General features: G+C 65.0%; 10 protein-coding genes. 7 read left to right on the forward strand and 3 right to left on the reverse strand.

Annotated elements, in window-relative coordinates; genetic code table 11:
- Positions 1 to 172 precede the first annotated feature (172 nt).
- The 7 genes from OC450_RS34180 to OC450_RS34210 all read left to right on the forward strand — a co-directional run bounded on the left by OC450_RS34180 (position 173) and on the right by OC450_RS34210 (position 8,650).
- Positions 173 to 1,327: an iron-containing alcohol dehydrogenase gene (locus OC450_RS34180; RefSeq protein WP_262049471.1), complete on the forward strand. Its 1,155-nt coding sequence runs from the start codon at positions 173 to 175 to the stop codon at positions 1,325 to 1,327.
- Between the two features lie 18 nt (positions 1,328 to 1,345).
- Positions 1,346 to 2,896, forward strand: a complete 1,551-nt coding sequence (locus tag OC450_RS34185; RefSeq protein WP_256808644.1) for an AMP-binding protein — start codon at positions 1,346 to 1,348, stop codon at positions 2,894 to 2,896.
- A 265-nt stretch (positions 2,897 to 3,161) separates the two neighbouring features.
- A complete protein-coding gene (locus OC450_RS34190) occupies positions 3,162 to 4,760 on the forward strand; it encodes an ABC transporter substrate-binding protein (protein ID WP_211384063.1) in 1,599 nt (532 codons plus the stop codon).
- 40 nt (positions 4,761 to 4,800) lie between these two features.
- Positions 4,801 to 5,748 carry an ABC transporter permease gene (locus tag OC450_RS34195; RefSeq protein ID WP_211384062.1) on the forward strand — a complete coding sequence of 316 codons (948 nt, stop codon included), beginning with the start codon at positions 4,801 to 4,803 and terminating at the stop codon, positions 5,746 to 5,748.
- Positions 5,749 to 5,757: 9 nt separating this feature from the next.
- A complete protein-coding gene (locus tag OC450_RS34200; protein ID WP_211384061.1) occupies positions 5,758 to 6,651 on the forward strand; it encodes an ABC transporter permease in 894 nt (297 codons plus the stop codon).
- Positions 6,651 to 7,658, forward strand: coding sequence for an ABC transporter ATP-binding protein (locus tag OC450_RS34205; RefSeq protein WP_211384060.1), 1,008 nt, complete (start codon positions 6,651 to 6,653; stop codon positions 7,656 to 7,658). The genes OC450_RS34200 and OC450_RS34205 overlap by 1 nt, the downstream gene beginning before the upstream one ends.
- Positions 7,655 to 8,650 (forward strand): ABC transporter ATP-binding protein, encoded by a 996-nt coding sequence (locus OC450_RS34210; RefSeq protein WP_256808640.1) that lies wholly within the window; start codon positions 7,655 to 7,657, stop codon positions 8,648 to 8,650. Before OC450_RS34205 ends, OC450_RS34210 begins: the two co-directional genes overlap by 4 nt.
- A gap of 101 nt (positions 8,651 to 8,751) precedes the next feature.
- On the opposite strand, the gene OC450_RS34215 is transcribed toward OC450_RS34210, so the two are convergent.
- The 3 genes from OC450_RS34215 to OC450_RS34225 form a co-directional block, all read right to left on the reverse strand.
- Positions 8,752 to 10,728, reverse strand: a complete 1,977-nt coding sequence (locus OC450_RS34215) for an acetyl-CoA carboxylase biotin carboxylase subunit (RefSeq protein WP_262049472.1) — start codon at positions 10,726 to 10,728, stop codon at positions 8,752 to 8,754.
- Positions 10,725 to 12,341 (reverse strand): acyl-CoA carboxylase subunit beta, encoded by a 1,617-nt coding sequence (locus OC450_RS34220; protein WP_211384057.1) that lies wholly within the window; start codon positions 12,339 to 12,341, stop codon positions 10,725 to 10,727. The genes OC450_RS34215 and OC450_RS34220 overlap by 4 nt, the downstream gene beginning before the upstream one ends.
- 114 nt (positions 12,342 to 12,455) lie before the next feature.
- The gene (locus OC450_RS34225; protein ID WP_256808637.1) at positions 12,456 to 13,322 is read right to left on the reverse strand and encodes a 3-keto-5-aminohexanoate cleavage protein; all 867 of its coding nucleotides are present in this window, start codon (positions 13,320 to 13,322) and stop codon (positions 12,456 to 12,458) included.
- Positions 13,323 to 13,574 lie beyond the last annotated feature (252 nt).

Raw genomic sequence — 13,574 nt, forward strand, 5'->3', positions numbered from 1 at the left:
TCTCGAACCATGCAGGCCGAGGTCTTTCGGAAACCTCCCGCTGTCATATGCGATAGCCCTGCCCTGGAGGGGTAGGGCAAGAGTTGCCCCAGCGTCTTCGCACATGACGGGCGCGCCCGGCTCGGCTAGATTATCCTCACAAAAGCAAGACGAATTGTCCGGGAGGACAGGCGTGCACCAGGGACGTGTCGTTTACGGCGCGATCGAGGAGGTCGTGTTCGGTCACCCGGCGGCCGCGGCCACCGTCGCGCAGATGGACCGGCTGGGGACGCGCCGTGCGTTCCTCATGGTCTCCGGCACGCTGAACCGGCAGACCGACGAGATCACGAAGATCAGAGATGCGCTGGGCGCGCGCTGCGCCGGCCTGTTCGACGCGATGCCGGCGCACACGCCGCGCGAAGCGGTGATCGCGGCCACCAATGCGGCGCGCGAGGCGGGCGCCGATCTGATCGTCACGGTGGGCGGCGGCTCGATCACCGACGGCGCCAAGGCGGTGCAGCTCTGCCTCGCCAACGGCATCGACGACATCGAGGGCATAGATCGTATCCGAGTGCACAAGGGCGTCGCGCCCGAGATGACCGCGCCGGTCGTGCGCCAGATCAGCGTGCCGACCACGATCGCCGGCGGCGAATTCAGCTCGATCGCGGGCGTCACCGACCGCAGCACGCATGTGAAGCAGATGCTGCGGCACCCGCTGACGGTGCCGCGGGCGACCATCCTCGATCCCGCCATCACCGTGCACACGCCGGAATGGCTGTTCCTCTCGACCGGCATCCGCGCCATCGATCATTGCGTCGAGGCGATCTGCTCGCACGAAACCCATCCCTATGCCGACGCGCAATCGGTCAAGGGGCTCGCGATGCTGGCCGACTCGCTGCCGCGGGTGAAGGCCGACCCTTCCGATCTCGACGCGCGGATGGACGCCCAGATCGGCACCTGGCTGTCGATGGGCGCGCTCGCAGCCGGCGTGCCGATGGGGGCGAGCCATGGCATCGGCTACGTTCTGGGCGCGGCCTTCGACGTGCCGCACGGCCACACCTCCTGCATCATGCTGCCGGCCGTGATGCGATGGAACGCGAGCGCGAATGCCGAGCGCCAGATGATCGTCGCGGCCGCGATGGGCTTTCCCGGCCACAACGCCGCCGACGTGCTCGATGCCTTCATCCGTTCGCTCGGCATGCCGCGCAGCCTCGCCGACGTGCGCGTCTCGCCCGAGCATTTCGACGCCATCGCCGAACAGGCGATGCGCACGCCCTGGGTGCCGCGCAATCCGCGCAAGATCGACAGCCCGGCGCAGTTGCGCGAAATCCTGGTTCTCGCCGCATGATTCAAAGCCGGAGGATCGATGTACCCAGGTCAGCATGCCCGCCTACGCCCTCTCCAGCCTGCCTTCATCATGGCTGGAACAGGCGAGGCGGTCACCTATCGCGAGCTCGACGCGCGCAGCAATCGCCTGGCGCATCTGTTCCGCAAGCACGGCCTGAAGCGGCTCGACCATTACTCGATCTTCATGGAGAACAATTCGCGCTACCTCGAAGCCTGCGGCGCGGGCGAGCGCTCCGGGCTGTACTACACCTGCATCAACTCGTTCCTGACGCCGGGCGAGCTCGCTTATCTCCTCGTCAACAGCCAGTCGAAGATCCTGATCACATCTGCGGCGAAACTCGACATCGCGCGCGAGGCGATCAAGGCCTGCCCCGACATCAAGCTCTGCATCGTCGCCGACGGCCCCGGGGAGAGCGACCGCATCGTCGGACTTGCCGAGGTGACCGCCGACATGCCGAAGACGCCGATTGCGGATGAATGGCTCGGCACCGCGATGCTCTACTCGTCGGGCACGACTGGACGGCCCAAGGGCATCCTGCGGCCGCTGCCGGAGGAGCCGCCGAAGCACAATCTGCCGCTGTTCGATTTCCTGACAAAGCTTTGGCACTACCGCGAGGGCATGGTCTATCTGTCGCCGGCGCCGCTCTATCACTCGGCGCCGCAGGCGGCGGTCAACCTCACGATCCGCATGGGCGGGACCGTGATCATCATGGAGAATTTCGATCCCGAGCGCTACCTGCAGCTCGTGCAGCAGTGGGGCATCACCCATACCCAGCTGGTGCCGACGATGTTCTCGCGCATGCTGAAGCTGCCTGAGGAGGTACGAAAGCGCTACGATTTGTCCTCGCTGGAGATCGCGATCCACGCCGCCGCGCCCTGCCCGGCGCTGGTCAAGGACGACATCATCAAATGGTGGGGCCCGATCATCCACGAATATTACGGCGCGACCGAGGGCCTCGGCTTTACCGCCTGCAACAGCGAGGAATGGCTCGCCCATCGCGGCACCGTCGGCAAGGTGCTGCTCGGCGACCTCCATATCCTCGACGAGAACATGCAGGCGTGCCCGACCGGCACGCCGGGGCAAGTGTGGTTCAAGACTGGATCGCCGTTCGAATATTTCAACGATCCGGAGAAGACGAAAGAGGCGCGCTCGGCCGACGGCAGCATGAGCACGGTCGGCGACGTCGGCTATGTCGACGCGGATCGCTACCTCTACCTCACCGACCGTGCGACCTTCATGATCATCTCGGGCGGGGTGAACATCTATCCGCAGGAATGCGAGAATTTGCTCATCACCCATCCGAAGGTCGCGGACGCCGCGGTGTTCGGCGTCCCCAATCCCGATCTCGGCGAAGAGGTGAAGGCCGTGGTGCAGCCGATGCCGGGCGTGGTGCCGGGCGAGGCGCTCGCCGAGGAGCTGATCGCCTTCTGCGGCGCGTCATTGTCGCGGCAGAAGGTGCCGCGCTCGGTGGATTTCGAGAAGGAATTGCCGCGGCTGCCGACGGGGAAGCTTTACAAGCGCCTGCTGCGGGACCGGTATTGGGGGAACAAGACGTCAAGGATCGTGTGACAGGCACAACCACAAACTTCACTGTCATCCAGAACCAACGTCGGCGCGGACCCGGGACGACAGCGAAGCTTGTCGCGGCGGCTCGGCACAGGAACCATCCGTTCGCACCTGCACTCCCACATTATGAAATGTGTGAACCTCCTGCGGCCTCGCGTCATCCGAATTGTCGAGAGCGCTGCCGCCCTTGCGGGTTGCTTCGCAGGGCCCGCGTCGCTATCGTCGCGACAAACAGGCCGCAAAAGGCCGATGTCCAGGGAGGATGAGCATGCGGAGCGTATGGGCGCTCGCCGCGATGGCGGCGCTATCTGTGCTGACGGCCTCAACCACTACGCTCGCCGGCGAGCCCAAGCAGGGCGGTGTCCTGCGGATGTATCATCGCGACAGTCCGGCCAACGCCTCCATCCTCGAAGGTGCGACCTATTCGGTCAACGTGCCGTTCATGGGGGTCTTCAATAATCTCGTCATTTATGACCAGCACATCGCGCAGAACAGCCCTGATACCCTGAGGCCTGATCTGGCCGAGAGCTGGTCCTGGAGCAGCGACAACAAGAAACTGACGTTCAAGCTGCGTCAGGGCGTCAAATGGCATGACGGAAAGCCGTTCACATCGGCCGACGTCAAGTGCACTTTCGATCTCCTGATGGGCAAATCGCAGCAGAAGTTGCGGCAGAATCCACGCAAGGCCTGGTACAGCGAAGTCAACGACGTCACGCCCAACGGCGATTTCGAGGTCTCCTTCGATCTGAAGCGGCCGCAACCTTCGCTGCTGGCGATGCTCGCGTCCGGCTATACGCCGGTCTATCCCTGTCACGTCTCGCCGGCGGACATGCGCACCCATCCGATCGGAACCGGGCCGTTCAAATTCGTCGAGTTCAAGGCCAACGAATCGATCAAGCTGACGCGAAATCCTGACTACTGGAAGAAGGGCCTGCCATATCTCGACGGCATCGAGTACACGATCATCACGAACCGCTCGACCGCGATTCTCGCCTTCGTCGCCGGCAAGTTCGACATGACCTTCCCGACGCACATCACGATTCCGCTCTTGAAGGACATCAAGTCGCAGGCGCCGAACGCGGTTTGCGTCGTCGAGCCGACCAATGTCTCGACCAACATCATCGTCAATTCGACCTCCCCACCGTTCGACAACATCGATATCCGCCGAGCGATGGCGATGGCACTCGACCGGAAGGCCTTCGTCGATATCCTGTTCGAAGGCCAGGCCGATATCGGCGGCACCATGCTGCCGCCACCTCAGGGCATCTGGGGCATGCCCAAGGACAAGCTGGCGACCATTCCGGGCTATGGCCCTGACGTGAACGCGAGCCGGGAGGAAGCGAAGAAGCTGATGCAGAAGGCGGGCTACGGCCCGGACAAGCACCTCGCGGTAAAAATCTCGACGCGCAATATCGCCGAATATCGCGACCCCGCGGTGATCCTGATCGATCAGCTCAAGAGCATCTATATCGACGGCGAGCTCGACGTCGTCGAGACCGCGAACTGGTTCCCGAAAGTCGCGCGCAAGGATTACATGCTCGGCCTCAATCTGACCGGCAATTCCGTCGACGACCCCGACCAATCCTTCTACGAAAACTATTCCTGCGGCTCAGAACGGAACTACACCAATTACTGCAACAAGGAGATCGAGAAGCTGTTCGACGCGCAGTCGCAGGAGACCGACATCGGCAAGCGCAAGCCGCTGGTCTGGGATATCGACAAAAAGCTGCAGGAGGACGTCGCCCGTCCGATCATCTTCCATGCCCGGGCCGGTACCTGCTGGCAGCCCTATGTCAAGGGCGTCACGATCATGTCGAACAGCTCCTATAACGGCTTTCGCTACGAGGACGTGTGGCTCGACAAGTAGCGCGCCAGGCTGAAGACTAGCGGCTCGCGGAGGGCGAAGGATGTTTGCCTATCTGGTGCGGCGCCTGCTTCTGATGCTCGTGACCCTGTTCGGGATCTCGGTCGTCATCTTCTTCCTGCTGCGCATCGTGCCCGGCAACATCGTCGACATCCTGTTTGCCGCGGCCGGCTATGTCGATCCCGCCGACAAGGCCAATCTGGAAAAGGAGCTCGGCATCGACCAGCCGCTGATCTTGCAATACTGGCACTGGATCAGCGGTTTTCTGCGTGGTGACTTTGGTTACTCCTACGTCTCCGAGAAGCCGGCGCTCCAGGAGATCTTGCCGCGGATTCCGATCACCGCGCGGCTTGCCGGGCTGGCGCTGCTGTTCTCGGCGTCGATCGGCATTCCGCTCGGCGTCATCAGCGCGGTGAAGCAGGGCACGCGGCTCGATTACGCGCTCCGCGTCGTCAGCCTGAGCGGATTGTCGCTGCCTTCGTTCTGGCTTGGATTGCTCATCCTCACCGCGTCGGTGGCGATGTTCAATCGGATGCCGATCTTCAATCCAAATCCACAGACCTGGCTCGAGGCGTTCGCCACCTACGCCGTGCCCGCCGCCGCCGTCGGCTTCCGCAGCGCCGCGCTGACCATGCGCATCACCCGATCCTCGATGCTGGAGGTGCTGAGGCAGGACTATATCCGCACCGCGCGCGCCAAGGGCGCCTCCGATGCCACCGTGAATTATCAGCATGCGCTGAAGAACGCGATCCTGCCCGTCATCACCGTGATCGGCATCGAGGCCGCGTTCCTGATCGGCGGCCTCATTGTGACGGAGACCGTGTTCAACATCCCCGGCGTCGCCCGCTTCCTGGTCGAGGCGATCCGCTGGCGCGACTATCCGATCGTGCAGAACCTCGTGATGCTGATCGCGGTCGTGGTGGTGAGCGCCAATTTCATCGTCGACATGCTGTACGCCGTGTTCGATCCACGGATCAGGTACACGGATTAGGAGAGCTGCTTGGCTACGATCGACTATGATCTCGAACTGAGACGCGCCGGCGCGCATGCTGCCGGCGGCTGGCGGCGTGTGCTGTTTCTGGCGCAACGGCACGTGCTGGGCGCGGCCGGCCTCGTCATCATGACACTGTTCGTGGTCACGGCGATCTTCGCCGATTTCATCGCGCGCTATGATCCCCTGACGATCGACGCCGCCGGCGCGCTGGCGCGCCCGAGCCTGACGCACTGGATGGGCACCGATTCCTTCGGCCGCGACGTCTTCAGCCGCATAATCCACGGCTCGCGGATCTCCCTTGCGGTCGGGATCGGCTCGACCGCGCTCGGCGGCGCGATCGGCGTCATCGTCGGATTGACCTCGGGCTATCTCTCCGGCTGGGTCGATCTGGTGTTCCAGCGCATCTCCGACGTTCTCCAGGCGCTGCCGCTGCTGGTTCTGGCCCTGATCATGACGGCGGCGCTCGGCCCGTCGCTCCCGAATGTCATCATCGCCATCGCCATTCCGCTGATCCCGACCGTGTCGCGCGTCGTCCGCGCCAACACGCTGGCGCTGCGCGAACTGCCATTCGTCGAGGCCGCCAAGTCGATCGGCATGAGCGAAGTGCGGATCGCGCTGCGCCACGTGCTGCCGAACACGCTGGCGCCGCTGATCGTGCTCGCGACCGCGCAGCTCGGCTCGACCATCCTGACCGAGGCCTCGCTCTCGTTCCTCGGCCTCGGCATTCCCGAGCCCTATCCGTCCTGGGGCCGCATGCTGTCGGAATCCGCGGCCGAATATGTCCGCACCGCGCCGTGGCTGGTGATCTTCCCGGGCATCGCGATCAGCCTCGCCGTGTTCGGCGCCAACCTGTTCGGCGACGCCCTGCGCGACATCCTCGATCCCCGGCAGCGCGGCTGATGGCGGAAAAATCCGATCTCGTGCTCGAGGTGAAGAATCTGAAGACGGTGTTCTTCACCAATTCCGGCCTGTTCAGGGCGGTCGACGACGTCTCGTTCACCGTGAGGCGCGGCGAGACGCTGGCCATCGTCGGCGAATCCGGCTGCGGCAAGAGCGTCACTGCCCTCTCGCTGATGCGGCTGGTACCCGACCCGCCCGGCCGCATCGTCGGCGGCTCGATCACGCTCGAAGGCACCGATCTGCTGGCACTGGACGAGGCAGCGATGCGCGCTGTCAGGGGCAACCGCATCTCCATGATCTTCCAGGAGCCGATGACCTCGCTCAATCCGGTGATGCGGATCGGCGACCAGATCGTCGAGGCCGTGCGGCTGCATCGGAACATGTCGTCGAAAGAGGCCCGCGACGTCGCGGTCGAGATGCTGCGCCTGGTGCGCATCCCCGAACCGGCGCGGCGCGCACGGGAATATCCGCACCAGCTCTCCGGCGGCATGCGCCAGCGCGCGATGATCGCGATGGCGCTGGCCTGCCGGCCGGCGCTGCTGCTCGCGGACGAGCCGACCACCGCGCTCGACGTCACCATCCAGGCGCAGATCCTGGCGCTGATCCTCGACCTCCAGAAGGAGCTCGGCACCGGGCTCGTGCTCATCACGCATGACCTCGGCGTCGTCGCGCAGACGGCGCAGCGCGTGATCGTGATGTACGCGGGCAGGAAAGTCGAGGAAGCCAGCGTCGAGGCGCTGTTCGCCGCGCCGATGCATCCCTACACGCGCGGGCTGATGGCCTCGATCCCGGCCGTGCCGGCGTCGGGTGTCGCCGCGCAGGAACGGCTGAACGAAATTCCCGGCACTGTGCCGTCGCTGGTCGGGCTGCCGAAAGGCTGCGCTTTCGCGCCGCGCTGCAAGCTCGCGATCAAGCGCTGCGAGGCCGAATATCCGCCGCTCACGGATTGGGGCGGCGGCCATCTCGCCGCATGCTGGCGCGCGGCCGACGTGGCGGAGGTGGCATGACCGTGGCGCTGCTCGAGGTCACCGATCTCACGAAGCACTATCCGGTGCGCGCGGGCGTGTTGCGCCGGCAGGTCGGCACCGTGCATGCCGTCGACGGCGTCTCGTTTTCAGTTGGAGTCGGCGAGACGCTGGGCCTGGTCGGCGAATCCGGTTGCGGCAAATCGACGGTGGCACGCAGCGTGCTGCGGCTGGTGGAGCCGACCTCGGGCCAGATCCGCCTCGATGGTGCGGACATCACCCATCTCTCAAAGACGGCGCTGCGCCCGCACCGGCGCTCCATGCAGATCGTGTTCCAGGACCCGTTCGCCTCGCTCAATCCGCGCATGACCGCAGGCGACATCGTCGGCGAGCCGCTCGCCGTGCACGGGCTCGCGACCGGCAAGGCGCTGGAGGCACGCACAGCAAAGCTGTTCGAGCAGGTTGGCCTTCGGCCCGACCAGATGCGCAATTTCCCGCATCAATTCTCCGGCGGCCAGCGCCAGCGCATCTGCATCGCCCGCGCGCTGGCGCTCGGGCCGCGTCTGATCGTCTGCGACGAGCCGGTCTCCGCGCTCGACGTCTCGATCCAGGCCCAGGTGATCAACCTGCTGATCGACCTGCAACGCCAGCACGGCTTCTCCTATCTCTTCATCGCGCACGACCTTGCCGTGGTCGCCCATATCAGCCACCGCGTCGCCGTGATGTATCTCGGACGCATCGTCGAGATCGCCGACAAGGACGAGCTGTTCCGCAGTCCGCGCCATCCCTACACGCAGGCCCTGCTCGCCTCGGTGCCGGTTGCGAACCCGCTCGCGAAGAAGCTCGTGCCGCTGGTCGACGGCGACGTGCCGAGCCCGGTCAATCCACCCTCCGGCTGCGCGTTCCACACCCGCTGCCGGTTTGCGATGGAGCGATGCAGGACGGAGCGGCCGGCGCTGGTGGATACCGGTGATCGTCATCAGGTGGCGTGTTTGCTCAATGAGGGGACGGGGCGACCGAACTCGATCCCGTAGGACGGGCAAAGCGAAGCGTGCCCACCATTCCATGGCAATCGCGGCACTGGTGGGCACGGCCCTATGCGCCTTTGCCTACCCTACGATAGCGTCGTGCCGGCCTACCCCGCCCCGATCTCGGCCACGATCCTTCCCGTCGTCACCTGCTCGCCCTCCGCGACGTCGATCGCGGCAATGACTCCGTCGATACCGGCCTTGTGGACGTGCTCCATCTTCATCGCTTCGAGCGTCAGCACCGGTTGGCCGGCAGTGACGCGCTCGCCGGGCTTCACCAGGACCGCGACGACGCGGCCGTTCATGGCGGCGCGGACTTTTCCGTCGCCGCCATTGCTCGCGGCAGCCTTCGGCGCGGCGAGGGTGAGATCGGTGACCGCAAGCGGAATGCCGCGGTGTTGAAGGTAGAGCTGGTTCCCGCCGCGCAGGAATCTTGCGCTGTCCATCACGCCATCATGGCGAAAGCGGATCGCGTCGGCATCGAGCTGGTCGATCTCGAACCTGTCTTGCCGTCCGTCGACGGCAACGGTGTAGCCGCCATCGCGCTCGCGGGTGACCTCGAGCTCACACGCGTGATCCGCAATTTCGATTTTCGCGGGCAGAGGGAACGTAGCCGCAAGGCTCCGTCCGCTGTGCCACGACGGCGCGCGCGGATTTGTCACGTAGAGCAGCAAGCCCGCCAACGCCGTTTCGAATGCGGCGTCGGCGCGCGGCGCCGGCAACTCGTCGCGGTGCGCGCCGATGAAGGCCGTCGTCGCCTCGCCCCTGGCAAAGCCGGGATGACGCAGGCAGGCCATCAGGAACGCCTGGTTGGTGGTGACGCCGAATGCTGTCAGTTGCTCCAGCCCGACGATCAGCCGTCCCCTCGCCTCCTCGCGCGTGGCGCCGTGGCTGATCACCTTGGCGATCATGGAATCGTAGAACGGCGGGATCTCCGAGCCCGATTGCAGCGCATGCTCGACGCGGATGCCCTCCGGGACCTGCCAGAGCGCCATGCGGCCGGACTGCGGCATGAAATCCTGTGCGGCATCTTCCGAGCAGAGCCGCACCTCGATGGCATGGCCTTCGAAGCGAATGTCCTGCTGTTTCACCGGCAATGTCTCGCCGCGCGCCACGCGCAGCTGGAGCTCGACGAGATCGAGCCCGGTGATCGCCTCGGTCACGGGATGCTCGACCTGGAGCCGCGTGTTCATCTCCATGAAGTAGAACTCGCCGTTCGTATCGAGCAGGAATTCCAGCGTGCCGGCGCCCTCATAGCGCAGCGCCTTCACGGCGGCGACCGCGACCTCACCCATTCTGGCGCGCAACTCCGGCGTCACCGCCGGCGACGGCGCCTCCTCGATCAGCTTCTGGTGCCGCCGCTGTACCGAGCAGTCGCGCTCGCCGAGATGGATGGCGTTGCCGTGGCTGTCGCCGAAGACCTGGATCTCGATGTGGCGCGGATTCTGGATGGCGCGTTCGAGGATCACGGTCGGATCGCCAAAGGCGGCCTTGGCCTCCGACCGTGCACTGCGCAGCGCATCCGGAAACGAAGCTACATCGGTCACGAGCCGCATGCCGCGTCCGCCACCGCCGGCGACAGCCTTGATCATCACGGGGAAGCCAATCTTCCTGGCTTCCCCAAGCATGACATCGTCGCCCTGGTCGGCTCCCTGGTAGCCAGGCACGCAGGGCACGCCGGCCTTCTTCATGATCTCCTTGGCGCCGGCCTTGTTGCCCATCGCCTCGATCGCCTGTGGCGACGGGCCGATGAAGACGAGGCCAGCGTCCTTGCAGGCCTGCGCAAAATCCTCGTTCTCGGCGAGGAAGCCGTAGCCGGGATGCACGGCATCCGCGCCGCTGGCTTTCGCCGCGGCAATGATCGCGGGAATGTTGAGATAGGACCGCGCCGGCAGCGCTTCGCCGATGCGCACGGCCTGATCGGCCTGCCGCACATGGAGGGCATCGCTATCCGCATCCGAATAGACCGCGATGACGCCAAGGCCGAGCCGGCGCGCGCTGCGCATCACCCGCAGCGCGATCTCGCCGCGATTGGCAATCAGAACCCTGACGTACGGCCGGTGCTGCACTGATCCGTTCCTCATGGGCGGGCCACCGAGAACTGCATGCGCTGAGGTGTCCGTGCGTCGCCCTCGCGGCAGATCGCAAGTACCTCAGACAGGACCGCGCGGGTGTCGCGCGGATCGATCACGCCGTCGTCGAGCACGCGCGCGCTGGTCGAGAACACGTCCATCTGGCCGTCGAACACGCCGATGATCTGCGCCTTCATGGCGTCGAGCTTGTCCTTTTCGATCGGCTTGCCGCGGCGGGCTGCGGCGGCTTCCGTCACGATCGCCATGGTCTCGGCGGCCTGCTCGCCGCCCATCACGGCAGTCTTGGCGTTCGGCCAGGAGAAGCAAAAGCGCGGGTGGAAACCGCGGCCGCACATGCCGTAATTGCCGGCGCCGAACGAGGCGCCGCAATAGATCGTGATTTGCGGTACCGTCGCCGACGTCACCGCCTGGATCATCTTCGAGCCGTGCTTGATCATGCCGGCTTCTTCATAGGCCTTGCCGACCATGTAGCCGGTGGTGTTGTTCAGATACAGCAGCGGCGTGCGGGTCTGGCAGCAGGCCTGGATGAAATGCGTTGCCTTGTTGGCGCCGGCCGGATCGAGCGGGCCGTTGTTGGTGATGATGCCGATCGCCTGCCCTTCGATGCGTGCATGGCCACAGACGGTGGCCGGACCGTAATTCGGCGCCATCTCGGTGAAATCGGAATCGTCGACGATGCGTGCGATCACCTGCTTCATGTCCACGGGGCGCTTGTGGTCCATCGGCATGATACCGAGCAGCTCGTCCTGGTCGTAGCGCGGCGGCTTGTGATCAGCTTCCGCCCGGCCCGGCCGCTCCCACTCCAGAGCCGCCATGATCTCGCGCGCGATACGCAGGGCATCGCGGTCGTCCTCGGCGAGATAGTCGCCGAGGCCGGAGACCTGCGTGTGCATCTCGGCGCCGCCAAGTTCTTCTTCCGTGGCGATCTCGCCGGTCGCGGCCTTCAGCAGCGGCGGCCCCGCGAGGAAGGCGCGGGTGCGGCCGCGCACCATGACGATGTAGTCGGACAGGCCCGTTTGATAGGCGCCACCGGCAGTGGACGAGCCGTGCGTGACGGTAACGACCGGCAGCCCCGCCGCCGAAAGCCGCGCCAGATTGCGGAAGATGTTGCCGCCGCGGACGAAATCCTCGACGCGGTAGCGCAAAAGGTTGGCGCCGGCGCTTTCGACCAGTTGCACGTAGGGCAGCTTGTTCTCTAGCGCGAGCTCCTGCACACGCAGCGTCTTATCGAGGCCATAGGGTTGCAGTGCGCCGGCATCGATGCCGGAATCATTGGCGCTGACCATGCAGCGGACTCCCGAGACGAAGCCGATGCCGGCGATGACGCCGCCGCCCGGCACGCTCTTGTCGGCATCCGGCACATCGAACATGTAGCCGGCCAGCGTCGACAGCTCGATGAACGGCGCGCCAGGATCGAGCACCAGCGCGACGCGTTCGCGCGGCAGCAGCTGCCCGCGCTTGTGGAAGCGCTCCTTTGCCGCGGCCGAGGCTGCGCGCGTACGCTCTTCCAGCGCGCGCATGCGGTCGATCAGTCCGAGCATGCCGTCGCGGTTGGCGCGGTAGCCGGCACTGCCAGGGGAAACGGTGTTTTCGAGAATGGACATGACTTGATCCTGCTCGTCATTGCGAGGAGCGAAGCGACGAAGCAATCCAGACTGCCTCAACGGAAAGATTCTGGATTGCTTCGCTTCGCTCGCAATGACGGATGAGGCGATACCCTACCGATTCGTCCCAAATATCTTCCGCGCTTCCGCCGGACTCGCGATCTCACGGCCTGCGCGCCGGGCGCAGGCGGCGATGGCCTCGATCAACTGGCCGTTCGACGTCACCTTCTTGCCGTCGGCGAGATAAAAGGCGTCCTCGAGGCCGGTGCGCAGATGGCCGCCGAGCTCGGCGCAGCGCTGATGCAGCGGCCAGATCTCTTCGCGGCCAATGGCGGTGACCTGCCAATGCGCTTCGGGGCGCTTCAGCTTGAGCAGGATCGGCAGCAGCTCCGGATCCGACGGCATGCCGGAGGCGACGCCCATGACGAAATTATATTCGAGCGGACCCTTGTACATGCCGACCTGGGTGTACATGCCGACACAACGCACGATGCCGACGTCGAAACATTCGAACTCGGGGATGGTGCCGACCGCGTTCATGACGTCGAGATAGTCCTTCACTTTCTCGACCGCGTTGTCGAACATCATCGGCGGCCAGGCCCAGCTGTTGTCGGCCTTCACTTTCAGATAATTCAGCGAACCGGCGTTGCAGGCCGCAATCTCGGGCCTGGTCTCACGGATGCAGTCGAGCGCGCCGCTGTAGTTCGGCCCTGATACCCCGGATGTGTGATTGATGAGGACGCCGGGACATGCTTCGCGGATCGCCTGCTGGATTTCCTTGCTGACGCTGACCTCCCAGGAGGGCAGATGTCCCTTGTTCGGCGCCTGCTGACGCAGATGGATGTGCATGATGGACGCGCCCGCATCGAACGCAGCCTTGGCCTCGCGCGCCATTTCTTCAGGCGTGACCGGCACGTTGTGCTGCTTCGGATCGGTGAGCACGCCGTTCAGCGCGCAGGTGATGACGGCCTTGTCGCTCATGCCCTAGATATCTCGCACGTTGAGAATTCAACGCTTGCGATCATGTGATGCGCGGCATGCGGTTTCTTGCGCGGAGAAGCTGGAAAGCGAGATGCTGCAGGGCGGGCAATGGCGCTCCTGCGCCGTGCCCACCATCTCTCCAGACCTTGCGCAGGCGGTGGGCACGCTTTCGCTTTGCCCGCCCTGCAAGAGCGACGCTAGTGTCCTGAGTCACAAGTTCGCAATCGTAGATTCGCAGTAGATTCACGTCGC

Origin of the sequence: Bradyrhizobium sp. Bra78 (assembly GCF_024519855.1) — a bacterium.
GTDB classification, from domain to species: domain Bacteria; phylum Pseudomonadota; class Alphaproteobacteria; order Rhizobiales; family Xanthobacteraceae; genus Bradyrhizobium; species Bradyrhizobium japonicum_G.

Bases quoted from the DNA above. Each gene is read 5' to 3' on its own strand.
- OC450_RS34220 (WP_211384057.1), bottom strand. From the start codon at position 12,341: ATGTCCATTCTCGAAAACACCGTTTCCCCTGGCAGTGCCGGCTACCGC.
- OC450_RS34215 (WP_262049472.1), bottom strand. From the start codon at position 10,728: ATGAGGAACGGATCAGTGCAGCACCGGCCGTACGTCAGGGTTCTGATT.
- OC450_RS34185 (WP_256808644.1), top strand. From the start codon at position 1,346: ATGTACCCAGGTCAGCATGCCCGCCTACGCCCTCTCCAGCCTGCCTTC.
- OC450_RS34210 (WP_256808640.1), top strand. From the start codon at position 7,655: ATGACCGTGGCGCTGCTCGAGGTCACCGATCTCACGAAGCACTATCCG.
- OC450_RS34190 (WP_211384063.1), top strand. From the start codon at position 3,162: ATGCGGAGCGTATGGGCGCTCGCCGCGATGGCGGCGCTATCTGTGCTG.
- OC450_RS34205 (WP_211384060.1), top strand. From the start codon at position 6,651: ATGGCGGAAAAATCCGATCTCGTGCTCGAGGTGAAGAATCTGAAGACG.
- OC450_RS34195 (WP_211384062.1), top strand. From the start codon at position 4,801: ATGTTTGCCTATCTGGTGCGGCGCCTGCTTCTGATGCTCGTGACCCTG.
- OC450_RS34225 (WP_256808637.1), bottom strand. From the start codon at position 13,322: ATGAGCGACAAGGCCGTCATCACCTGCGCGCTGAACGGCGTGCTCACC.